Genomic DNA, 23,884 nt, shown 5'->3' with positions numbered 1-23,884 from the left:
TATAGACGTGAAACATACACTTTAGTTGCGATGAAAATTACAAAGAGCTGTCGAAAATGGCGGGTTCAAGCCTGCTTTTTCGACAGCTCTTTGTTAATTTACTAACAGTAAACCTATTTTATAATGATCGTTACTATGAACAACATGCTGTGCCAAACGCACTTCATTTTGGTGATTTAATATTTCTAAGCGACAGTGAGCAGCATTCACCTGCAGCGCCTCGTATAATTCACCTTCAGTAAATACTTCCTTACCATTCACTTTGCGAATAACTTCCCCAGCAACTAAGCCCATTTTTTCAGCCGGTGAGTTTGGCAGTACGCCAGCGATAATAACACCGCTAGATAAGGGAGCGACTGCATAACGGTCCGTTCGCTCCTGAATTTTATAATAAAGACTAATAAATAAACGTAAAATAGCTGCACTAATTAACGTTATAACACCAACTAAAGGTATAAAGTACGAGGCTAAACCACCAATTAATACGAGCTGTGCCAAAATAAAAACGGAGCGACTATATTTCGGATAAAAATAGACTGGTAAAGTACGTTTTGTCATTTGCTGAAAGCCAAAAACAAATGGAAAAAGCACGAGCGAAAATTCTTTAGCACCTAAGCTAAATTGTGGCCACCAAGGAATATAAGCAGCAATTGCGTCACCTGGAATAATGAAAAAAAGTGGTACGACCGAAATGCTCTTACTAAAATAAGTGACGGCATTTCTACCTCGCTTTGTTTGCTGCACTACAGGTGAAGCAAATCGTGGTCCAGCAAGACGAATAAAGCGTGCCTCTACAATTAATAACATTCCAGCTAATAAAGCAACCGTCATTGCAGCCCCATTTTCATATGAAAAGCCCTTGAATGTAAAGTTTAGTACAGTAAATGTTTGACCAAAGTAAGCCATCCCAGCAAGCACACTAAAGCTAATCGCAATTGTTACGATAGGTGATAATAAATGGAATATAAAAGCGATAGTGGCTAATATGCTGACAGCTATTAATAACAATAAAAATTCATTTGGAACAACTAAGCCAATCGCCAATATAAGGACAGAAATAATGAGGCTTTCCATCCAGTTTATTTTCAGAAAGCTCGTTAGCTCTGACCATCCATTTAAAATTCGAATTCTAAAAAAACGGCGCTCCCTTTTCACGCGGCGATACCCAAGATAAACTGCAAAAAAAGCAGCAATATACAATAATGGATTCATAACAAAGCGTAAAACTGCCATAAGTACTTCTATAATGATATCTATATACACAACTTCACCTACCAAGCTTCATCTTTTTCATCAAATATGGGATATCCGATAAGTCATACAGTTGCCTGCTTATTGGACATTAACGATAGCGTTTTGGCAAAGAATTGCCTATCGAAAAAGTAGGCTTTCTTTGACAGCGAGAAAAACACAGCGTTCAGCGATGCTTCTCTTAAGTACAAAAGGACGGGATGAAAATTATCAATCACGCCCAAATTTTTTTAAGCTAATTAAAGGAATCTGCTGAAAAAAGTGAAAATTCATTCGCCTTTTCAAATAGCCCTATAACTTCTTATTGATTGAAGGTTCACTTTATATTGTAGCAAAACACCCGCCTATTGCGTAGCATAATTTGTAATAGGATTATCCACTGAAAATCGACTCCCGCAAAATCTCTTGATATAAAGTGAAACTTCAATCAGTGGATGGTTTTCTCCACTGATTATTAGCGTCCGAAAAGCTATGCATAGCTTTTCGGACGCCCTATCGCCTTACTTGCGGCTATCTAATTCATGCAATAAAAAGCTAATCGCCATTTCTAACTGCAAATCGTGCTCTGGCTTTTCCTTATAGGAAAGGGCCTCCTTTTGCAATGCAGCAAAGAAGCTTTCCTCTAGCTCTTCCCCCGCTATCAAATTGTGTTTTTTGCGGAACTGCTGTACCACTTCGGCTGTTTCCTCATCGAAAAACCCATCCTGCCGAGCGACTGAATAGCCAAGTTCATTTAACACGTTTTGAACGTAAGCAATTTCCTCACTGAAATCACCTTGCTTGAAAGTCCCTACTAACGGCATCATTTCTAGCGCGAAGAGCGGATGTTGCTTTACCTCGATATCTGGTAAAACGCCCTTTCCATGAACCCAATCCTTCGTTGGAGTTAACCATTTATTCGTTGAAAGCTTCACTTCACCGCCATTTTGTAGCTCCCAAGATTTTTGGACTGTTCCTTTGCCAAAGCTTGTATTGCCAATAATCGTCGCACGCTCCCATGCCTGCATTGCAGCGGCAAATACTTCACTTGCAGAAGCACTTCCTTCATTTTGTAAAATGACAATCGGCTTTGTTAACGAGGCAATTTGCTCTGGCTTTGTCGCAAGAGGCTCTAATGCCCCCGTATTGTTTTGCATATAGGCAAAAATACGCTCCCGATTTTCCAATGTACTAATAATTTCTGCAACACTATGCAAATAACCACCCGGATTATCACGCACATCAACAATCCAGCCTTGCACATCACTCTTTTCTACTTCTGCAACAGCATTCTTCCATTCCTCTGCTGTTTTTTCACCAAACATGCTAAGTGATAAATAACCAAATGATTCCTCAGCACGCTCTATAACGGCGGCCTCCACAGTTTCATTTTTTAGCGCTGCACGCTCAATCGTCAGCTTAATATGACGTTCTGCCTGTGGTCGGTATAAAACAAGCGTTACCTTTTGTCCAATTTTGCCTTGCATTAGGCGCATAACATCGCCCATCGTTTTACCATCAAGTCGCTCGTCATCAATTTGAACAATTTCATCTAATGGACGCACTCCCGCTTGCTCAGCAGGTGAATCTTTAACAGGTGAAACAATGACAAATTTACCGTGCGTTTCCGCTAGCTCCACACCGATGCCGACTCGCTCGCTTGCAAGTGACTGTCTATGTATAGCAGCCTCCTGTTCGCTATAATATGTGCTATACGGATCTTTAATTGCTGATGCCATACCACGCAATGCACCTTCTACTAATACATTCGAGGTTGTATCATAAACAGATTGCTGTGAAATAATTGAATACAATTCATCTACAACTGCGAGCTCCTCAGTTGGGGCCTTTTTAGCAAATAAAAAGTCATTATTCCATAAATACAAACTACCTCCCACAATGGCAACGACACAAAATAATAAAACAATTCGGCTTTTGCGCATCTACTAACCTCCTACTAAACAAATTATGAATAATAGTAGGAAATGATACGTCCTGTTGCTTTATTTTAATTTCGATGCATATAGTTGCAATGCCTCCAAATCAAGTGGACCAGTAATTTGATGCTGAACACGCCCTTCCGAATCAATCATAAATGTGGTAGGAATCGCAAGTATTTTATATGTTTCCGCAATGTCTTTTGATTGTGCAAGTAAAACAGGAAACTGCACATCAAAGCCATTAACGAATTGCTGAATTTGTTTATTAGAGCCATCCTGATACGTTAAATTAACAGCTAAAATTTCTACATTATCTGTAGCGGCATGCTTTTTATAATAATTTTGCATATGTGGCATTTCTGCTTTACATGGTGGACACCAAGTTGCCCAAAAATTAATCATTACTTTCCTTCCACGGTAATCTTCCAATGACACCGTTTGTCCATCAAGTGTTTGCAATGTAAAATTAGGTGCAAACTGCCCTTTCTTCAAACCTACCAACTCAACTTCTTGTCCAATCGTCGCCTCAGCAAGCCTTTGACTATCTTCAACTTGCCCTTTTATATATGTCACTAACGCAATCGTTACTAGTAAGAGCACGAGCAGCAAACTCATTGTTTTTTTCATCAAGTATCCTCCCAAAATATGAAAGGCTACCTTGGAAGATTTAAACTTCCTCGGCAGCCCTTATGCTCTTCAAATCAGTTCCGCCTTAGCTAACTTTAGTCTGGATTCAGCTTTAGGTCCATTCGATGCGGGACAGTCAGCCGTTATTAGAACTAAGTGTGTGCATCCCGCCAGCTATTGAGGTGGCAGTGTTCTGCTGAAAGAAGTTAAATTATAGCGGAATATAGCGCAGCGGATTTACCGAACCTACACTTTGTCCACGCCAAGGTCCAATATGAATTTCAAAATGTAAATGAGGTCCTGTTGAACGACCCGTACTACCCATCGAACCAATTCTTTGTCCTTTACTTACCGTCTCACCTACACTTACGTTATAGCCACTTAAATGGGCATATACCGAAGTGAATATTTGACCATCAATTGAATGCGTTAAAATAATCACATTACCATATGTAGATAATGGGGCAGCATAGGAAACAACTCCGTCTGTTGCTGCAACAATTGGCGTTCCTGTTGCATTTGCTAAATCAACACCATAGTGGAATTCTGTACCATAGCCAATATTACGCCAGCCATAGCCAGATGTTAAACGTCCGTTTGTAGGCTTTGTCCACGTACCAGAGGACACGACTGGAATATTATTATTTGCCATTTCACGTCGACGCTGTAATTCTTGCTGACGAGCAATTTCTGCAAGGCGGTTTTGCTCTGCAATAATTTGCTTCTGCAATTCCTCCTCTATTTGCAGTGCTTCTGAATACTCAGCCTCTAGTAAGCGCTTTTCATCTTTCAGCTTTTCTTGCTCACGCTCTAGCTCATCAATTAATTTATTTTTATCCTTCTTTTGAGTATCTAAAGAAGCACGTAACCTTTCAAGCTCTGCTTGATTTTCTTGCAATTTCTTTTTCTTATTTTCTAAAATAAGCTTTTGTTCCTCTAAGCTTTCAATATCTCGTTTTTGATCGCGCATAATTTGGCGGTCCGCTTCCATTAATGTGCTAACAGCCGAGAAACGGTCAATAAAATCAACAAAGCTATTGGCGCCAAGAAGCACGTCCAAATAAGAAACTGTCCCATTTGCCTGAATTGCGCGCATACGCTCACGCAATAATTCATCGCGCTGCGCAATTTTGTCCTCTAGCTCCGCAATCGCTTCCTCAAGCACGGCAATCTCTTGATTAGCTATTTTGATTTCTTCGACAACAGCATCAATTTCATTATTTGTTTGCACAATTTTTTGATCAAGTGCTTCAATTTGTGCCAATATCTCCTGCTGTCTTTTTTCGTTTGAACTAATTTCAGAGCTTGTTTCATTAATGGAGTTCGTTATATTTGTTCTCTGCTTTTCTACTTCATTTTTTTTGCCCTTTAAATCATTTAACGTATTTGCCGAAACTGCTGGCATTTGCACAACAAGCAATAACGCTAGAATGATTGCTAGCCACTTAAATGTTGCTGACTTCAATCCGATAAACTCCTTTCTACTATTAATTACACCTCAGCTAACCCTAGTCCAAATTTCTCGAGCTAGTTGGTAGAAGTTAACCTAAAACTGTGACGACACATGCCAATATTTAATTGAGAAATGTTAAACTTTTAAAAACTTGCGTACGGACATAAAGCTACCCCATACCCCAATTAATATACCAATAGCGAGAATTAAGCCGTTTACTTGATAAAGTAAAGGGGTCGTAGGCAAAATTTGCAGCATTTGCCCTTTTAAACGTGGCAATAGTATTTGATAGATATTGTAATAGGCAACTGATACTGCAATGATTGGAATGATTGAGCCTAAAATACCAAGCCACATACCTTCTAAAACAAATGGAATACGCACAAATGAATTCGTTGCACCGACAAGCTTCATAATTTCAATTTCATCTCTTCGTGCAACAATCGTAATGCGAATCGTATTTGAAATTAAAAACATTGCTGTGAAAAGCAGGCCTAAAATAAGCGCTAAACCTACGTTTCTACTAATTTTAATAAAGTTAAAAAGATTCTCTACTTTTCCTTCACCGTATTTCACTTCATATGTATTATCGAACTTATCAATCGCTTTTGCTACATTTGCTGTTTCGTGTGGATCGACTGCCTTTACATATAAAACGTTGTGTAACGGGTTGTTTTGCTCATACAAGCTAAGCTCATCTCCAAAATCTTTAATGAGCTTATCAAGTTCTTGTCCTTTTGAAGAGTAGACAACTTCAGCTACTTCAGGTAGGTTATGGATTTCATCTATAAGCTGGTCTTCGGCTAGCTTTGCCTCTTCAGGATCCGCGATTATATCAATATAAACACGTATTTCAACATCATTTTCTAAATCTGTTGCAACTTTATTTAAGTTCATCATGATGACTGCAAATACACCAACAAGTAGCAATGTTACAGTTACTGCACTAATCGAGGCAAATGTCATCCAGCCGTTGCGTCCTAATGATTTAAAACTTTCTCGGAAATGTCGGCGAATTGTTCTACCCTTCATAGCCATAATCACCTCCGTACTCATCACGAGCAATCATACCGCCCTCAATCGCAATTACACGTCGACGAATCGTATTGACAATTTCCCTATTATGCGTCGCCATGACAATTGTCGTACCACGCGCATTAATTTCTTCAAAAATATTCATAATTTCCCATGACGTTTCAGGGTCGAGATTTCCTGTAGGCTCGTCCGCAATCACTACTTTAGGCATGTTCACAATAGAACGAGCGATAGCTACACGCTGCTGCTCCCCCCCAGACAACTCGCTAGGAAGCATACGTACTTTATGCTTGAGACCGACAAGCTCTAAAACCTCTAGCACGCGTTGACGAATCTTTCTTGGCTGTTCTTCAATAACCTCCATTGCAAACGCCACATTTTCATACACTGTTAGTCGAGGCAATAGCTTAAAGTCTTGAAAGACAATCCCTAAATGTCTGCGCATTTTCGGAATGCGGCTTTGCTTTAATGTCGTTAAATTTATACCATTTACAATTACATCACCAGAAGTTGCTTTTTCTTCACGATACATTAATTTTATAAATGTAGACTTCCCTGCACCACTTGGACCGACAACATAAACGAATTCACCTTGTCTTATATCAACAGTGATACCATTAGTAGCTACAACACCATTCGGATATTTTTTTACAACATTGTTCATTTGAATCATTTTTTACCACCTAAATTTCGTCATATCACAAGTTGACAATTTTTTTACTCTTCCTCATTATAACATTGTATACGCTTCTTGCTATTACATTTTCATGTCAATATAGATTGATTTTCACGCACCCTTGCAAACTACGTCTTAGAGCGTTTTAACGCCTCCTACTTTGCAACAATTATTACAAAATATTTCGCGATAAAGCGCATTATAAATCAGCGCTGTAGTTATGTATAATACTAAAGTTATAATTCGCTCATAAAAAAATAGGCTGCCCGAAAAGGCAGCCTTGTTTTGCAAAGACAAATTAATTTACGTTTCTTCATTTAGGTGAAACACTACTAAACACAGTGTTTCTTCCTTTCCCAAAGAAAGCTCTCTCATTTAACGGGCGTGTCTTGAAGACGCCCTTTTAATTATTATGGTAGCGAACGATTACTGAGCCTGTACGTGTTTCGCCTAGTAGTTTTAAAACAGGTGCACCTTCAACTGTTTTGCTGAAGTGTGCTGTTTTTAATAAAAATTGGTCTTCGTTTGTGCTGACAGTGACATCTGGCAGACCAACATCTGTTTTTCCAAAGTTTGTCGTCACACGCCCATCTAACGATAAGCCTTTTGGTACATAGAGCTCCACTGTACCAGCTACAGCCGAGCCCTTTAATTTACGAGCTTTGTCAGAGCTTGTCGTTAATGTAACAGCACCATTAACAGATTCTGCTTCAATTTCTTGAATATCCCCATCGATATAAATGCGACCATTTACTGACTCTGCCTCTAAATCTTCCCCCTTCACTAAACGAGCTTCTATCATGCCATTACCCGAATTTAAGTCTGCACGCTGGAATTCTGATTTTTCAATGCGAATTGCCCCATTATACGTTTTTAATTTTAGTAAAGTAGAGTGAATATTGCTTGCCGTCATACTACCATTCAATAAACGAACGATTAAAATATCATAGTGCTTTTCCGGTACATGAAGGTGTAAATCAACAGATGACATTTTTACTGCTGTTGCAATCGTCAGCTTGCCATCATTCAATGTGACAAAATCATTTGTAAACTTAGCAATTGTTTGTTCCTCATCATTATCTGATTTCGTTACTTTCACATGAGCTTCCACAAGCACCTTATCATCTGCCGCTTTTTCAAGCGTCAGCTTACCGCTTGGTAAATCAATTTCAAAACCTTTTACTTGCTCTGCATCGTACACATATGTTTTATTAAACTCTACTTTTTCGCCAAATGGAAACTCAAAATCGAATTCCTTCACCTTTGAAAAAGCACCGTTCATTAGGCCCATCATGCGATTGCTAAATTGAGATAAATCTTCTTTTAAATCATTCATAAATTCGTTCATTTTATGATTTGCTTCTTTATCATTGAACGCTTTATTAAATAGGTCCTCAAAACCGGATGTTGTACGCTTTTCTGAATCATCAACCTTACTAAAGTCCTCGCTTTTCGCCTGCTGCTCCTCTACTTTAGGTGCGACTGGCATCGTCGCTTGTCCAGACTCATCTTTCCCTAATGCTTCTAGTAATACAATGGCCTCTTCTGCTGAAATTGTTCCGTTTTCAACTAATTTTAAAATACGTTGACGTTCACTTTGCATATTAAAAAGCCTCCCTCTGATTTGTATACTAAGTTATACGCCCGAGGGAGGAAAAAGGTTTCATGTTTTTTTATCAAAAATAGCTTAGAAAAAACCTATACAATCTACAGAATTTACGATTTTGCTACCATATTAGCAATTTGCTCTGCCATGCGCTTACGATCGCGCTCTAAAATCGGCTTTAAATAACGTCCTGTGTGGCTCGCCTCATTCGCACAAATTTCCTCAGGTGTACCTGTTGCAACAATAGTTCCACCTTTGTCGCCACCCTCTGGACCTAAATCAATCATATAATCAGCTGTTTTAATCACATCTAAATTATGCTCAATTACGAGTACTGTCTCACCATTATCAACAAGTCGCTGTAGCACGACTAATAAGCGAGCTATATCGTCCGCATGTAAGCCTGTCGTCGGCTCATCTAAAATATAAAATGACTTTCCTGTTGAACGACGATGCAGCTCAGAGGCTAACTTTACGCGCTGTGCCTCTCCACCTGATAATGTCGTTGCAGGCTGTCCTAGCTTCATATAGCCTAAGCCAACATCCACAATTGTTTGTAGCTTGCGATGAATTTTTGGAATGTTTTCGAAAAAGACGACCGCATCCTCAATTGTCATATCAAGCACTTCAGCGATATTCTTATCTTTATATTTCACTTCTAGCGTCTCTCGATTATAGCGTTTGCCGTGACATACCTCGCATGGCACATATACATCTGGTAAAAAGTGCATTTCAATTTTTATAATACCATCACCACGACAAGCCTCACAGCGACCACCTTTTACATTAAAGCTAAAGCGCCCTTTTTTATAGCCGCGTACCTTCGCCTCATTCGTCACAGCAAAGACGTCGCGTATATCATCAAAAACGCCTGTATAAGTTGCAGGATTGGAGCGTGGTGTACGCCCAATTGGTGACTGGTCAATATCAATGACCTTTTCTAACTGCTGAATACCATCTAGCGATTTATGCGCTCCAGGCTTTACCTTTGAGCGATTCAATTTTGATGCGAGCGATTTATATAATATCTCATTAATAAGCGTAGATTTACCAGAGCCTGATACACCTGTTACAGCAATAAATACGCCAAGTGGAATATCGACATTCACTTTTTTCAGATTATTTTCGCTCGCACCTTTAATGACAAGCTTGCGGCCATCCGGTTTGCGTCGTTCAGCAGGTAGAGGAATAAATTTTTTACCGCTCAAATACTGCCCTGTCAACGATGAATCATTGCCCATGACCTCTGTTGGCGTTCCTTGCGCAACTATTTGTCCACCATGCACACCTGCTCCCGGTCCAACATCAATAATATAATCTGCTGCTAGCATTGTATCCTCATCATGCTCTACGACAATTAATGTATTTCCCAAATCCCGCATGCTTTGCAGCGTCGTGATTAAACGGTCATTATCGCGCTGATGCAAGCCAATCGATGGCTCGTCTAAAATATACAGTACACCTGTTAAACGTGAGCCAATTTGTGTAGCTAAGCGTATGCGCTGTGCTTCCCCACCTGACAAAGTCCCAGCCGCACGTGATAAGGTTAAATAGTCCAAGCCAACATTTACTAAAAAGCCTAGTCGTTCATGAATTTCACGTAAAACTAAACGCGCGATTTGCAAATCTTTATCCGATAATTTTAAGCTATCAAAAAACGCATTTGCTTCCGAAATAGAAAACTGCGTTACTTCACCGATATGCTTGTCGCTTAACTTCACCGCTAGCGTCTCTGGCTTTAAACGGTACCCCTTACAGGCTGGACATGGCTGCTCTGCCATATACTTTTCCATTTGCTCACGCACATAGTCTGAGGACGTATCACGAAAACGACGTTCTACATTATTCAATACACCTTCAAATTCAATTAATTGGCTACGCTTATGCCCAAACTCATTTTCATAATCAAACTGAATTTTTTCCTTTCCAGAGCCTTTTAACACTTTATCCATTTGTGGCTTTGGTATATCTTTAATTGGTATATCCATTGGAATACCGTAATGGTTACATACCGCTTTTAATAATTGTGGATAATATTGAGAACTCGTCGGCTCCCACGGCGCAATAGCATGCTCAAGTAGCGTTTTATCCCAATCTGGTACAACTAAATCCTTATCTACCTCACGCTTCATCCCTAGCCCATCACAAGAAGTACACGCACCAAATGGGCTATTGAAGGAGAACATGCGTGGCTCTAACTCTCCGATAGAAAAACCACATTGTGGACATGCGTGATGCTCGCTAAATAAAAGCTCCTCATGCTCCATCACATCGACAAGTACACGTCCCTCAGCTAGACGTAATGCAGCCTCTAATGAATCACTTAAACGTGCGGCAATCCCTTCCTTCATTACAACACGGTCAACGACAACCTCAATAGTATGCTTTTTATTTTTATCCAGCTCAATATTGTCGTCTAAATCGCGAAGCTCCCCATTAATACGCACACGCACATAGCCTTGCTTTTTCAAGTCCTCCAATAGCTTTACATGCGTTCCTTTACGTCCTTCAATCATCGGTGCAAGAAGCTGCATTTTTGTGCGTTCAGGGTATTCCATTAAGCGGTCAACCATTTGTTCAACTGTTTGCGACGTAATAGGCGTTCCATGTGTTGGACAAATAGGTGTACCGATACGCGCGAATAATAATCGTAAATAATCATAAATTTCCGTTACTGTTCCAACAGTCGAGCGTGGATTACGACTCGTTGTTTTTTGGTCAATTGAAATTGCTGGCGACAAGCCCTCAATCGTATCAACATCCGGCTTATCCATTTGTCCTAAAAATTGGCGTGCATAAGCAGATAGTGACTCAACATAACGGCGCTGCCCCTCAGCATAAATTGTATCAAATGCTAATGAAGATTTTCCTGAGCCAGATAACCCTGTTAAAACGACTAGTTGATCACGAGGAATTGTTACGTCAATGTTTTTTAAATTATGTGCCCGGGCACCTTGTACAACGATTTCTGTATTTTTCAAGTGGAATCACCTTTCTGCCTTCAATTCAAAGATTGTGTCTCGAAGCTCTGCTGCACGTTCAAAATCAAGCGCTTTCGATGCTTCTTTCATCTCTATTTCCAATGATGCAATCAATTTATCAATTTCAGCCTTCGTTAATTTTTTACCTTTTGTCACTTTTGTTACGTATGTTTCCTCTTCCTCTGCTACTTGTGTTGCGCGAATAACATCTGGAATTTTCTTAATAATCGTTCTAGGTGTAATACCATGTTCCTCATTATAGGCAATTTGAATGGAACGACGGCGCTTTGTTTCCTCAATCGCTTTTAGCATTGAGTCTGTCATTTTATCTGCATACATAATCACATGGCCATTCGCATTCCGTGCAGCGCGCCCAATAGTTTGAATAAGTGAACGCTCTGAGCGAAGGAAACCCTCTTTATCAGCATCTAAAATCGCTACAAGCGATACTTCTGGAATATCAAGTCCTTCTCGCAATAAATTAATGCCAACCAACACATCGTATGTCCCTTTGCGCAGCTCGCGAATAATTTCAATGCGCTCTAGCGTTTTAATTTCAGAGTGCAAATATTCTACCTTTAAGCCTGCTTCCTTTAAATAAGAAGTTAAATCCTCCGACATTTTTTTCGTCAATGTCGTTACAAGCACTCGCTCTTTGCGCTCCATGCGTTGATGGATTTCATCTATTAAATCATCAATTTGCCCTTCAATTGGACGCACATCAATTAGCGGGTCTAATAAGCCTGTTGGACGGATAATTTGCTCAACCATTTCCGGTGTATGCTCTAGCTCATACGGACCTGGCGTCGCTGATACATAAATCGCCTGACTAATCTTTGAATCGAACTCTTCAAACTTTAATGGACGATTATCCAAAGCTGATGGCAAACGGAAGCCATGCTCCACTAACACTGACTTTCTCGCTTGGTCACCATTGTACATTCCACGCACCTGCGGCAATGTTACATGGCTTTCATCAACAATGAGTAGAAAGTCGTCGGGGAAATAGTCGAGCAATGTGTATGGTGTAGCCCCCGATTCGCGCAATGTTAAATGACGTGAATAGTTCTCAATCCCTGAACAAAAGCCCATTTCTTTCATCATTTCTAAATCATAATTTGTTCGTTGCTCTAGGCGCTGTGCCTCTAACAATTTATCCTCCGCACGAAACTTTGTTAACTGCTCGTCCAGCTCCACCTCAATGTTTTTAATGGCCTTAAGCATCTTCTCCTCACGTGTAACGAAGTGAGATGCCGGAAAAATAGCTACATGCTCACGCTCCGCTAAAATCTCGCCCGTCAATGCATCGACCTCGCGAATACGGTCAATCTCATCTCCGAAAAACTCGACGCGAACACAATGCTCATCACGAGATGCTGGGAAAATTTCAACTACATCACCGCGCACCCGAAATGTTCCACGAATAAAGTTAATATCATTGCGCTCATATTGCACATCGACAAGACGACGTAACAGTTCATTACGCTCTATTTCCATCCCTGTGCGAATAGAAACAACCATTTCTCGGTATTCCTCTGGCGAACCTAAGCCATAAATACAAGAGACTGAAGCAATAATAATTACATCATTACGTTCAAATAATGCGGATGTTGCTGAATGTCGTAGTTTATCTATCTCATCATTGATGCTCGAATCTTTCTCGATATACGTATCCGTTTGTGGTACATATGCCTCGGGTTGGTAGTAGTCATAATAGCTGACAAAGTATTCCACTGCGTTATTTGGGAAAAACTCTTTAAATTCGCTATAAAGCTGACCAGCCAATGTTTTATTATGTGCCATAACAAGTGTAGGCTTATTTATTTGCTGGATAACATTCGAAACGGTAAATGTTTTCCCTGTACCTGTTGCACCTAGTAACGTTTGATGCCGCATTCCTTCTCGAATGCCTTTAACAAGCTCCTGAATGGCACTTGGTTGATCACCATTAGGTTTATAAGCCGATTGTAAATCAAAAATTTCCGTCATGCTTTTTCGTCCCTTCTTGCCAATCTAGTTAGTTGTATTTTAGCATATTCATTTTCAAATATCGACAATTAAGCGAACGTATATTCCTTCGGTTTTTAAAAATCTACTTTTCAAGCAAGTTTAATTCATCGCAGCGTCCCAAAAGCATTGTATTTCCTGCTTTTGGGACGCCTCAATTAAATTTAGCTTTTTAATGCAAATAAAAACAGCATGTTAGATTTTCGCTTTTCTAACATGCTGCCCTATTTTTTTGCCATCCTTTAAGTGATTCACATAAAGGCAATGCTTTCTTCATTTGGTTGCTCCTCCAGCTCGCGTAATTCGCTTGTATAATTGTAAAAATCTTGTTCATTCCTTTCATCTAATGCCACATCGATTAACTCTTTCAATTTTTCAATTCTTTGCAGCCTTTGGAGCCTACTTAAGAATAAGTCCAGATAAATATCACTCAACAATTGCTCGCATTGATTTTTAGTACCTTGCTGACCCACCGCGCGTAAAAACTCAGTGTATGAATAGAATTTATCCATGTTAATCACCTCGATGCTCTTTTTTCTATTATATAGAACAGAAAATCAATTTGCAATATTTTCTGATAATTTTATCTTTTCCAAATATTTTTATTGCTTTATCATCATTATTGTTGATTTCATTAACATAGATGTATTATACTGGATATTATAGAGGATAGGTGGATTGTTCTATTTTATTGGAGGAGATTCTAATTTGAATACAAGCATTAAACATCTAAATTCTTACTGTGTTACAAATGCAACTTATTTACTTTTACCAATAAAAAAAGACAATCGGTTGCATACACTCGTCTTTGATAAAGCCGGTTGTCTCTACGTTTCACAAAGTCCCATGAAAATCATTCGCGCCTCATGCAGACAAATGGGAAGCAGCTACCAATCAGCGATAGAGCTTTCCAAACAATACTTCGGCGCAAACAAGCATAAACTCCCCATTGTCGTCGCAATCAATTACGGAGACCCTTGTGTTATGTTTCCTTTAATGTCTCCAAAATCCCCTTTGAACGGCTGGGTATCATTCAACTCCTTAATCAATATCCGAGACCAAGAAGGTCAAATTAACGTCACATTCAAAAATTTTTTAGATTCCGATTTAGATATTCAATATACATCTTTTTGTAAACAGTATGTCAGTGCAGCGATGTTACATAAGCACTTAACATCAAAATGGACACATTTATATTAACTTAATGTATGAGCACCCCTCTATCCTCTACACTTGAAAAAAGGCTTTTCAGAAAAGTGTAACCTCCTCTGAATAGCCCTATAGCTTTCTATTTTATAATGCGCGAACGTAAATAAGCATTAATAAACGCATCAATATCTCCGTCCATTACTGCGCCAACATTCCCTGTTTCCTCGTTCGTACGATGATCCTTCACCATTGAATATGGGTGGAATACATAGGAACGAATTTGCGAGCCCCAGCCAATTTCCTTTTGCTCACCACGAATTTCATCAAGCTGCGCCTGTTGCTTTTCAATTTCTAATTGGTAAAGCTTAGCCTTCAACATTTGCATTGCTTTTTCACGGTTTTTAATTTGTGAGCGCTCCGCCTGACACTGCACTACGACACCTGTTGGTATATGCGTAATACGAACAGCAGAGTCCGTCGTATTAATATGCTGTCCACCAGCACCTGTCGAGCGATACGTATCAACTTTTAAATCCTCGGAACGCACTTCTATTTCAATATCGTCGTTAAACTCTGGCATTACTTCACATGATACAAATGATGTATGGCGACGACCTGAAGAGTCAAATGGCGAAATACGTACAAGACGATGTACGCCTTTTTCCGATTTCAAATAGCCATATGCATTATGACCTGTAATCGAAAGTGTAACGGATTTAATCCCCGCTTCCTCACCAGGTAAATAATCAATTGTTGATACTTTAAAGCCTCTCTTTTCAGCCCAGCGTGTGTACATACGAAGCAACATAGAGCCCCAATCTTGAGATTCCGTACCACCTGCACCGGGATGCAGCTCTAAAATTGCATTATTTTTATCATATGGATCGGCTAACAGCATTTGCAATTCAAAGTCTTCCATCTTTTCTTCAAACTGCTCTAGTTCGCTTTCTAGCTCCATTTGTAAATCTTCATCTGGCTCCTCACGTAAAAGCTCCAATGTCATCTCTAAATTCTCATGTGTCGCGAGTAATTCATTGTAATCATTGACAATTGCTTTAATACCATTTGCTTCATTAATAACCGTTTGTGCCGCTTGCTGATCATTCCAGAAATCAGGCATGAGCATTAATTCATCAAGCTCCTGAATACGTGCCTCTTTATTTTCTAAGTCAAAGAGACCCCCTAAAATCAGCTAATTTCCCCGCTATATTTTCTAAAATGTTTCTTGCTTCTGCTAATTCAATCATATTTATTCCTCCGTTGATTTTCTTCTATATGAAGAAGTAGAAAAGGACTGCCTAAAAAGCGTGCTGCTGCGATTGCTCATCGCAGAAAATATAGCTAGCGCACTACTTTCTAGACAGCCCGACTTCCATTTTTATACCTAATTAGTTCGCAACACCGTGACAGTTTTTATATTTTTTTCCGCTTCCACATGGACAAGGCTCGTTACGCCCGATATTTTCTGCTTTACGAACAGGCGCCTTTTTCTTTGGTGCTGCCTCTTCCTTTGGATTAACAGCCTGCCCTTTAGCTACTTCTTCACGTTGTAAATTACTGCGAATTTCAGCCTTCATTGCATATTTCACTACATCCTCACGCACAGCCGCAACCATATCCTCGAACATCGCAAACCCTTCTTGCTGATATTCGCGAAGTGGATCCGTTTGACCATATGCACGTAAATGAATCCCTTGGCGCAGTTGATCCATCGCATCAATATGGTCTATCCATTTCGTATCAATGGAACGAAGTAAAATAACCTTTTCAAATTCACGCATGCGCTCAGGCGTTAACTGCTCTTCCTTATCGTTATAACGCTCTTGTACAGCTGCATAAATGACCTCAATCATCGCATCTGGCGCTTTGCCCTGTAAATCATTCACAGTGACTTTTCCTTCATCAAGTAAATTTGCTGCGATATAATCTTCAAGCGGCTCTAGGTTCCAATCCTTTTCCTCACCTTGCGTATGAAGCGCCACGGCATTTTCAATTGATTCACGAATCATCGTTTCAACAAGTGCGCGCATATTTTCAGATTCAATTACATCTTGACGCTCTTTATAAATAACCTCACGTTGCTGACGTAATACATCATCGTATTGTAATAATCGCTTACGTGCATCAAAGTTATTACCCTCAACACGCTTTTGTGCTGATTCTACAGCTCTCGACACAATTTTCGATTGGATTGGCTGTGAGTCATCCATTCCAAGCTTTGTCATTACCGATTTCATATTTTCCGAAGCAAAACGACGCATTAAATCATCTTCAAGCGACAAATAAAATTGCGTCACACCTGGATTTCCTTGACGACCAGAACGCCCACGTAGCTGGTTATCGATACGGCGAGATTCATGACGTTCAGTACCGATTACAGCTAAACCACCTAGCTCTAGAACACCTTCGCCAGGCTTAATATCTGTACCACGTCCAGCCATGTTCGTAGCGATTGTTACAGCGCCTTTTTTACCAGCATCTGCGATAATTTCCGCCTCACGTTCATGGTTTTTGGCGTTTAATACGTTATGTGGAATTTTATGCTTCGTTAACAATGTAGAAATAATTTCCGATGTTTCAATGGCAACAGTACCTACTAACACAGGCTGTCCTGCTTTATGGCGCTCAGCGATATCACGTGCCACCGCCTCAAACTTCCCTTTCATTGTAGCGTAAACTAAATCTGGTCGGTCATCACGTGCAACTGGCTTGTTTGTAGGAATAACTATAACATCCATATTATAAATATTACGGAATTCCTCTTCCTCTGTTTTTGCTGTACCTGTCATACCAGCTAGCTTTTCATACATACGGAAATAGTTCTGGAACGTAATCGTCGCCATTGTCATCGACTCGTTCTGAATTTCTAAGCCTTCCTTCGCCTCAATCGCTTGATGTAAACCATCTGAATAACGACGTCCCTTCATTAAACGACCCGTAAAGCCATCAACGATAACAACTTCACCTTCCTGCACCACGTAATCAACGTCCACATGCATCGATACATGTGCCTTTAACGATTGGTTGATTGCATGATTTAATCGAACATGCGTTAAATCAAATAAGTTGTCAATCCCAAATGCTCGCTCTGCCTTCTCAATCCCATTCTCAGTTAGCGTCACACCCTTTGTTGACTCATCATAGTTAAAATCTTCCTCCGCCTTTAACATCCGAACAAAAGCATTTGATTGTACATAAAGTTGCGCTGTTTTACCGGCCTGTCCTGAAATAATTAATGGTGTACGCGCCTCATCAATTAAAATCGAGTCAACCTCGTCAATTACAGCAAAATGCAACGGACGCTGCACACGTTCCTCTTTATAAAGCACCATATTATCACGTAAATAGTCGAAGCCGAGCTCATTATTTGTAGAATAAGTAATATCAGCCGCATAAGCCTCTCGTTTCTCCTCTTTAGATAAACTATTTAAGTTTAAGCCTACCGTTAGGCCGAGCCATTGGAACAGCTCGCCCATTTCAGAAGCATCTCGACTCGCTAAATATTCGTTCACCGTAACAACATGCACACCTTTGCCAGTTAATGCATTCAAATAAACGGCTAATGTAGAAGTTAGGGTCTTCCCTTCACCGGTTTTCATCTCCGCAATATTTCCATCATTTAAAGCAGAAGCACCCATAATTTGCACACGGAATGGATACATCCCAAGCACACGACGTGATGCCTCACGCACAACACCAAACGCCTCCGGCAATAAATCCTCCAGTGTCTCTCCTTTTTGGAAGCGTGCTTTAAATTCTTCAGTTTTCGCCTGTAAAGCACTATCAGGCAATGCTTCCATTTGACTAGCTAACGCCTCAACAGCATCCGCCTTTTTCTCCAAACGCTTTAATTCTTTTTTATTAAAGTCAAACATTTTATTTAATATATTTAACATCTATTTTCACTTCCTGTATTTTCTCTAACCTTCATTTTAGCATTATATATATATGTGGTGCAAATGGACGCGCGTGTTTTTTGTATTTTTCTCAATTGCGAAAAAGTTTGTATTGGTGACATATTTTTTGCGTTGGCTACATGGGGATTATTCTGGGGTTGCTAGCACTTCCCACGGGAGGCATGGCACTTGCTGGGAGGGCTATTGGCGGTTTCTTGAGTCTATTGGCGCTTTTCGAGATTCTATTGGCGATTTCTGTGATTCTATTGGCGTTTCACTATTTAATTATTTTATATCTCCGATTTTTTTTTGTCCTTCGTGTGGTAAATTTAGTTTTTTTAGTAAGCGCTTGGCGGCGTGGATGGAGTCGATTTTGAGGAAGACTCTTAATTTTTCATTGGAAATCCACTCATCGACTAACAAGGCATAGTCATGTAGCGCTTCTTGTACTAAGGTACCATTACATTTAGGGCAAGTAAATTGACCGTGCTTATAATACATCGTTACAGAACAATTGTTGCAAAGTACGCCTTTTCGTATGGAAGAGATATTAATATTTAATCGTAGACTGTGAGTAGTACACATTTGAAATAATTGATGTAATAGCTGCTTAAGCTGTTCATTGGATAAAATAGATTTATGAGAGGCCAAAAGCTTGCGAACATGCAACTCTAGTCCACTGCTATGAATAATTGGGGTATTTGGTGGCATCTGCTCGATGATTGTTTTGTAGTGAGCCAATACAACAACATAATAAATTGGCAATGTAGAAATATACTGTGCAAGCATACGTTGATGACGCTGTGCCTGATTCAGTGGGTTGCGAAAACCTTGCTCGCTGCCGTCGCCGAGCTTGCGAGTAAATTGATGGGTCGCTCCATCTATATGAATCCGTCCTGCAATATTTTTTATTTCTAATAGGAGAAGAAATTTTCGACAAAGGAAAATAGTATCAATTTGATGGGCATCTATTTGAAAATCGTGGAGTAAAAAATAAGGTTCATGCAATTGCATATCTTGCCATTGACGGTCAACATAAAACTCGCCAGCTAACCCTTGCTGTACGCGAATAAGCTCCTCTTTAAATTCTGAAAAGCCTCGACGAACTGCGGCTGCTAGTACCGCCTCCCTTACCGGTCTTTCACGTGGCAAAACAATCATCTAATTCCTCCTAACTAAATATTTTATAGAATATTGATTTCCGTAGCGAGTAGTGCTCGCCAAATCGCTCAAAATACAAAATATTAGCGCCCAAAACTCCGGCAACTGCACGGCTTTTTGGACGCCCTCTTCATTCATTTAATTTGTTTCGATTAGACCATACTTCCCATCTTTACGTTTATAAACGATGTTTGTGCTGTCTGATTCTGCATCTGTAAAAATATAGAAGTCGTGACCAAGCATATTCATTTGTAAAATAGCTTCTTCTTGGTCCATAGGTTTTAAGTTAAATTGTTTCGTACGAACAATTGCGTACTCTTCTTCTTCAGCAGGCTCACTTTGTGTAACATTTGCGAAAAATATCCCTGCTCCTTCGCGTTCACGGAATTTACGATTTACCTTTGTTTTATGTTTACGGATTTGGCGCTCTAACTTATCAACGATTAAATCAATAGCTGCATACATATCGCCATTGCGCTCCTCAGCACGAAGCGTTAAGTTTTTCATCGGAATTGTCACTTCGACTTTTGTTTGTTTATCGTTATACACTTTTAAGTTAACGTTAGCGCTTGCGTTCATATCATCGTTGAAATAACGCTCGACCTTCTCGATTTTATTTTCAACATACTCACGAATCGCTGGAGTTACCTCGATGTTCTCTCCACGAATATTAAAGTTTAGCATATGAACTCCTCCTTCATTTAAGGCTATATTAATTTATTTCGACATTGTAAAGAATTCTCCTTCTTTTTTTAAAATTCTTTTTCAAATATCGACATTTTTTTATTACCCTAAAAATGAAATCGAAAAACAATTACATTTTTGACATTTTTGCTTGTATTACTTCTTTTTTCCGTCGTACTTTTAATTCGCTAATAATCAAATCTTCCAGCGACGATTGATTTTGAAAAATAATCCCGTACTGCTTTCCTTGCCCAAATACTTTAGTCCAAACAACCTCACCAACCCCAGTAATTTCACTTGAATCTAAAATAAATTGAACTTCAAGAAGCGGGATTTGCTTGCCGCTTTCATTAAAATTTACTTCTGAAAACACTTTAACACCGCGGGGACTTATATCTAATATACTTGCATCAAAAATTTCGACACCATCTTTCATAATTGGCTGTCCATCTACAAGCATTTTCACCTTCGCTGGTATCGGCTCATCAAATGAAAAGCGAAAACTTTCTTGCCTTTTAAAAAACATATAAACCCTCCTAACGATTACTCATACTCTCATTATTCATAAAGAGCTAGCAATCGTCTATCATCTTTATCACTATTTTACAAACACACCTGATATGTCTTTATACCTAAATATAAAAGACTGAAATATAGTGAAATAATTACATTGAATAATATGTAAATACCCACAAAGCATATTTAATGCCTTGTGGATATTGATTCTTTCTATACTCGCTGTGTATTTCTATACTGCTGCTGACGTGTAATTTTCAACACTTCTTTCCACGTATCACGAAACTCTGTCACAAGCCCTTCAACTTCCTCTAAGATTGCTAAATCATTTTTTGTATTTGCTTCTATTAAACGACGATTCATATATTCATATAATGGCAGCATTTGCTTAGAAATTTCAATATCCATATTTAAAGTTGACATTAATTCAGCAATAATAGCCTGTGCCTTTAAAATATTTGTATTTTTCTCTTCGAATTTCTTCTCTTCAATTGCTCTTTTTGACTTTACTAAAAACTTTAAACAACCATTATATAACATAAGTGTTAACTCACCCGGCGATGCTGTTGTAACGCTATTTTGCTTGTATGCATTATATGCAGATGTATGTGCTGACAATGGTTGACATCCCCTTTTTGCTTTATTCACTATATTTTACACTATAAAAATAGCATTAGATAGTAAAAAAGCAACAATTCTGTGAAATGATAAGGATAATTTACCCTAATATTTGAAAATACTTCTGAGTATTTAGGGGTAAAAGCTTTGTGAAATGTCTTAACTAAGAGGGAGATTCCCTGTTTTCAAATCAATTGTTTCATATTCCGATAAGCGCTCTAAAATAAGCAACGCCATATGCTGAGCACGTTGCTCCATCTTCGATTTTAATAAATGAGCATGGTCTACACGCTTCTTAAATGCTTTGTAGTAAACAGGTACAAAATAACTTCTCCCATTTGTTAAAATAATTTTCGTTCGCTCATTACCAGCATCCTCATAATGGCAGAGGCAATGTAATGCAATCCAAATACTCGACGAGGAGGTAATAGATTCACTTGGAAACCAATAAATATTTTGTGCTGGGTTAACCGCAATTGGGTACATATGCACATTCCCTAAAACCGCACGCGAACCATCCCTTGCTCCTCGATAACTCGACCCAAAATGCTTTAAATTATACTCCAATAACTTCTGCTTCGACATAGCGACATACACTACACGATGCTTTTCAATAACAATAGAAAAAGGCTCTGCAAACTCATTTGTAGCCTCATATAACATTGCTGTTTCAGTAGTAAAAATATAATTTTTCAATAATTCCATGCCATTTCCCCCTCTACTGTTCCTAAAAGGAATATACTTTAAATATTATTAGTATACTTTGCACCGAAAATTTTTAAGAAAGATATATTTTACTAGGCGATTTAATTAACTAATATTTTACAGAGAATACTACGAATCTGTTGATTTCCGTTACGCGAAAGCTTTCAGCTTCAACTAATTTATTTTGGTCCGTACTGTTCATACTGAAGACGCCCTATCTTACAATCAACTGATGAGTCTCCTATAAAAAATGTTTTTCTCTGCTAAACATGCCTAATATTTCGTCTTATATAGACCTAAAATACCCTTCACTATGAAAAACTGCTACTACAAAAAAGTTATTCGAAAATAATTCTATTTGATTTCTTGTGCGACATGCCCTCCCCCTACAATCTTTTTTGGTCATCTATAGCTCTCATTTGTAAAGACCAATAAATTAGATGAACAGGTAAATTGTGTAATATTTCTCTGATTTTTTATATAGTATACCATTGTACCTATTGTGTCTACATATTTTATTAACAATTTCTTAATCCGACAAAAGCTTTCAAAATTAGACAAAATGAATTGTGCTTTTTGACTCATTTTTTGCTATTTGAAAAAATAGTCACTAAAAAAGGAAATCCATATTTTTATCGAATTCCCTTTGATAAGCAGATGTTTCTTGAAATTATGCAAAACAAAACCGCATAAAACCGGATTTACTCCGTTTCATGCGGCCAAATAAAGCTAATTATACTTGCTGTGCGCCACCAAATTGCTGCTGACGCGTAATTTTTAGTACTTCCTTCCATGTATCGCGGAATTCTGTTACTAAGCCTTCTACTTCTTCGATAATTGCTTGTTCATTTTTAATATTTGCCTCTGTAAGGCGACGATTCATATATTCATATAATGGTAACATCTGTTTTGAAATTTCGATATCCATATTGAGCGTTGACATAAGTTCTGCAATAATCGCCTGAGAACGCTGAATATAGTGGTTTCTTCCCTCAATATTCTTTTCATCGATTGCTTGCTTTGCTTTATTTAAAAACTTTAAGCACCCATTATACAGCATTAATGTTAACTCACCTGGTGAAGCGGTTGTTACACTATTTTGTTTATATGCATTAAAAGCATTTGTTTGTGCTGCCAATCTAGACACTCCCTTTGAAGCTACTATTATAATTATATCTTAATCTGTTCCAACGTTTCAATACTATATGTTTTATCGTTTAACTATTTTTTCTTATCATAGTACATGCCATCCATCGTTTGAATATGCGAATAAGGATTTAGATACTGCTGTTCAGATTTTTTAGAAGTTTGTAGCTCCTTCATGTCTGCCTTAATTGATGACATAACACGTTCAAGTCTATTTCGAATTCCTTTATCTAATTCAAGTAACATTTGATGGGTCTTAACTCCCGAATTATAAGCGAATCCAGATTGTACGAGTTCCTCCATAATTTTGCCTCGTTGATCTAATAAGGCATTAATCTCCTCAATGAACGCATCACGTTTGGTTTCTTCCGGGTTCGAAATTAATTTTTCATATAATTTTGCAGAAATTTGAAGTAACTGTTGTAATTGTTGTTCCATTTAGAAATTAGCTCCA

Annotated in this window: 20 protein-coding genes; 1 reads left to right on the top strand and 19 read right to left on the bottom strand. The window is 38.8% G+C overall.

Translation table 11 applies throughout. From position 1 onward, the window contains the following. Positions 1–93 precede the first annotated feature (93 nt). The 10 genes from C9J36_RS02430 to C9J36_RS02385 all read right to left on the bottom strand — a co-directional run bounded on the left by C9J36_RS02430 (position 94) and on the right by C9J36_RS02385 (position 14,067). Positions 94–1,263 (bottom strand): PDZ domain-containing protein, encoded by a 1,170-nt coding sequence (locus tag C9J36_RS02430; RefSeq protein WP_107943063.1) that lies wholly within the window; start codon positions 1,261–1,263, stop codon positions 94–96. 488 nt (positions 1,264–1,751) lie between these two features. Continuing rightward, positions 1,752–3,173, bottom strand: coding sequence for a S41 family peptidase (locus C9J36_RS02425; RefSeq protein WP_107942143.1), 1,422 nt, complete (start codon positions 3,171–3,173; stop codon positions 1,752–1,754). Between the two features lie 60 nt (positions 3,174–3,233). After that, positions 3,234–3,797, bottom strand: coding sequence for a TlpA disulfide reductase family protein (locus C9J36_RS02420; RefSeq protein WP_107942142.1), 564 nt, complete (start codon positions 3,795–3,797; stop codon positions 3,234–3,236). Between the two features lie 211 nt (positions 3,798–4,008). Beyond that, entirely contained in the window at positions 4,009–5,262 is a 1,254-nt protein-coding gene (locus C9J36_RS02415) for a murein hydrolase activator EnvC family protein (protein WP_066165117.1), read from the bottom strand. 123 nt (positions 5,263–5,385) lie between these two features. Then, complete coding sequence (gene ftsX / locus C9J36_RS02410; protein ID WP_066165205.1) at positions 5,386–6,282, bottom strand: permease-like cell division protein FtsX; 897 nt, start codon at positions 6,280–6,282, stop codon at positions 5,386–5,388. Continuing rightward, entirely contained in the window at positions 6,272–6,958 is a 687-nt protein-coding gene (ftsE, locus tag C9J36_RS02405; RefSeq protein ID WP_066165112.1) for a cell division ATP-binding protein FtsE, read from the bottom strand. Before ftsE ends, ftsX begins: the two co-directional genes overlap by 11 nt. A 406-nt stretch (positions 6,959–7,364) precedes the next feature. Next, the gene (locus tag C9J36_RS02400) at positions 7,365–8,564 is read right to left on the bottom strand and encodes an SHOCT-like domain-containing protein (protein WP_066165109.1); all 1,200 of its coding nucleotides are present in this window, start codon (positions 8,562–8,564) and stop codon (positions 7,365–7,367) included. A 113-nt stretch (positions 8,565–8,677) separates the two neighbouring features. Next, positions 8,678–11,548, bottom strand: coding sequence for an excinuclease ABC subunit UvrA (gene uvrA, locus C9J36_RS02395; protein WP_107942141.1), 2,871 nt, complete (start codon positions 11,546–11,548; stop codon positions 8,678–8,680). Positions 11,549–11,554: 6 nt separating this feature from the next. Further along, positions 11,555–13,537, bottom strand: coding sequence for an excinuclease ABC subunit UvrB (gene uvrB, locus C9J36_RS02390; RefSeq protein WP_107942140.1), 1,983 nt, complete (start codon positions 13,535–13,537; stop codon positions 11,555–11,557). Between the two features lie 269 nt (positions 13,538–13,806). Further along, the gene (locus tag C9J36_RS02385; protein WP_066165100.1) at positions 13,807–14,067 is read right to left on the bottom strand and encodes an IDEAL domain-containing protein; all 261 of its coding nucleotides are present in this window, start codon (positions 14,065–14,067) and stop codon (positions 13,807–13,809) included. Between the two features lie 196 nt (positions 14,068–14,263). On the opposite strand from C9J36_RS02385, the gene C9J36_RS02380 reads away from it, so the two are divergent. Continuing rightward, a complete protein-coding gene (locus C9J36_RS02380) occupies positions 14,264–14,755 on the top strand; it encodes a competence protein ComK (RefSeq protein ID WP_161956371.1) in 492 nt (163 codons plus the stop codon). A gap of 88 nt (positions 14,756–14,843) precedes the next feature. On the opposite strand, the gene prfB is transcribed toward C9J36_RS02380, so the two are convergent. The 9 genes from prfB to C9J36_RS02335 all read right to left on the bottom strand — a co-directional run bounded on the left by prfB (position 14,844) and on the right by C9J36_RS02335 (position 23,868). Continuing rightward, positions 14,844–15,948, bottom strand: a protein-coding gene (gene prfB, locus C9J36_RS02375) for a peptide chain release factor 2 (protein WP_107943061.1) whose coding sequence is annotated in 2 segments (ribosomal slippage) — positions 14,844–15,875 and positions 15,877–15,948 — 1,104 coding nt in all. Because the reading frame shifts where the segments join, the coding sequence is not laid out codon by codon here. 144 nt (positions 15,949–16,092) lie between these two features. Further along, positions 16,093–18,600, bottom strand: coding sequence for a preprotein translocase subunit SecA (secA, locus tag C9J36_RS02370; protein ID WP_066165091.1), 2,508 nt, complete (start codon positions 18,598–18,600; stop codon positions 16,093–16,095). A 285-nt stretch (positions 18,601–18,885) separates the two neighbouring features. Then, the gene (locus tag C9J36_RS02365; protein WP_107942138.1) at positions 18,886–19,761 is read right to left on the bottom strand and encodes a nuclease-related domain-containing protein; all 876 of its coding nucleotides are present in this window, start codon (positions 19,759–19,761) and stop codon (positions 18,886–18,888) included. A 138-nt stretch (positions 19,762–19,899) separates the two neighbouring features. Beyond that, positions 19,900–20,445: a ribosome hibernation-promoting factor, HPF/YfiA family gene (gene hpf / locus C9J36_RS02360; RefSeq protein ID WP_066165085.1), complete on the bottom strand. Its 546-nt coding sequence runs from the start codon at positions 20,443–20,445 to the stop codon at positions 19,900–19,902. A 130-nt stretch (positions 20,446–20,575) separates the two neighbouring features. Beyond that, on the bottom strand, positions 20,576–20,971 hold the full coding sequence (locus C9J36_RS02355; protein WP_107942137.1) for a PilZ domain-containing protein: 396 nt from the start codon (positions 20,969–20,971) through the stop codon (positions 20,576–20,578). 203 nt (positions 20,972–21,174) lie between these two features. Next, positions 21,175–21,579 carry a flagellar export chaperone FliS gene (gene fliS, locus C9J36_RS02350; RefSeq protein ID WP_066165080.1) on the bottom strand — a complete coding sequence of 135 codons (405 nt, stop codon included), beginning with the start codon at positions 21,577–21,579 and terminating at the stop codon, positions 21,175–21,177. 159 nt (positions 21,580–21,738) lie between these two features. Next, on the bottom strand, positions 21,739–22,284 hold the full coding sequence (locus C9J36_RS02345; RefSeq protein ID WP_066165076.1) for a competence protein ComK: 546 nt from the start codon (positions 22,282–22,284) through the stop codon (positions 21,739–21,741). Between the two features lie 733 nt (positions 22,285–23,017). Next, complete coding sequence (gene fliS / locus C9J36_RS02340) at positions 23,018–23,422, bottom strand: flagellar export chaperone FliS (protein WP_107942136.1); 405 nt, start codon at positions 23,420–23,422, stop codon at positions 23,018–23,020. Between the two features lie 83 nt (positions 23,423–23,505). Further along, a complete protein-coding gene (locus tag C9J36_RS02335) occupies positions 23,506–23,868 on the bottom strand; it encodes a flagellar protein FliT (protein ID WP_107942135.1) in 363 nt (120 codons plus the stop codon). Positions 23,869–23,884 lie beyond the last annotated feature (16 nt).

Origin of the sequence: Metasolibacillus fluoroglycofenilyticus (assembly GCF_003049645.1) — a bacterium.
GTDB classification, from domain to species: Bacteria; Bacillota; Bacilli; order Bacillales_A; family Planococcaceae; genus Metasolibacillus; species Metasolibacillus fluoroglycofenilyticus.
Note: the sequence above shows the minus strand (reverse complement) of the source record. Positions and strands in the feature narration are given on the sequence as shown.

Excerpts from the sequence above, each read along its gene's own strand:
- C9J36_RS02425 (WP_107942143.1), bottom strand. The coding sequence starts at position 3,173 with ATGCGCAAAAGCCGAATTGTTTTATTATTTTGTGTCGTTGCCATTGTG.
- C9J36_RS02420 (WP_107942142.1), bottom strand. The coding sequence starts at position 3,797 with ATGAAAAAAACAATGAGTTTGCTGCTCGTGCTCTTACTAGTAACGATT.
- ftsX (WP_066165205.1), bottom strand. The coding sequence starts at position 6,282 with ATGAAGGGTAGAACAATTCGCCGACATTTCCGAGAAAGTTTTAAATCA.
- ftsE (WP_066165112.1), bottom strand. The coding sequence starts at position 6,958 with ATGATTCAAATGAACAATGTTGTAAAAAAATATCCGAATGGTGTTGTA.
- C9J36_RS02400 (WP_066165109.1), bottom strand. The coding sequence starts at position 8,564 with ATGCAAAGTGAACGTCAACGTATTTTAAAATTAGTTGAAAACGGAACA.
- uvrB (WP_107942140.1), bottom strand. The coding sequence starts at position 13,537 with ATGACGGAAATTTTTGATTTACAATCGGCTTATAAACCTAATGGTGAT.
- C9J36_RS02385 (WP_066165100.1), bottom strand. The coding sequence starts at position 14,067 with ATGGATAAATTCTATTCATACACTGAGTTTTTACGCGCGGTGGGTCAG.
- secA (WP_066165091.1), bottom strand. The coding sequence starts at position 18,600 with ATGTTAAATATATTAAATAAAATGTTTGACTTTAATAAAAAAGAATTA.
- C9J36_RS02365 (WP_107942138.1), bottom strand. The coding sequence starts at position 19,761 with ATGATTGTTTTGCCACGTGAAAGACCGGTAAGGGAGGCGGTACTAGCA.
- hpf (WP_066165085.1), bottom strand. The coding sequence starts at position 20,445 with ATGCTAAACTTTAATATTCGTGGAGAGAACATCGAGGTAACTCCAGCG.
- C9J36_RS02355 (WP_107942137.1), bottom strand. The coding sequence starts at position 20,971 with ATGTTTTTTAAAAGGCAAGAAAGTTTTCGCTTTTCATTTGATGAGCCG.
- C9J36_RS02345 (WP_066165076.1), bottom strand. The coding sequence starts at position 22,284 with ATGGAATTATTGAAAAATTATATTTTTACTACTGAAACAGCAATGTTA.
- C9J36_RS02335 (WP_107942135.1), bottom strand. The coding sequence starts at position 23,868 with ATGGAACAACAATTACAACAGTTACTTCAAATTTCTGCAAAATTATAT.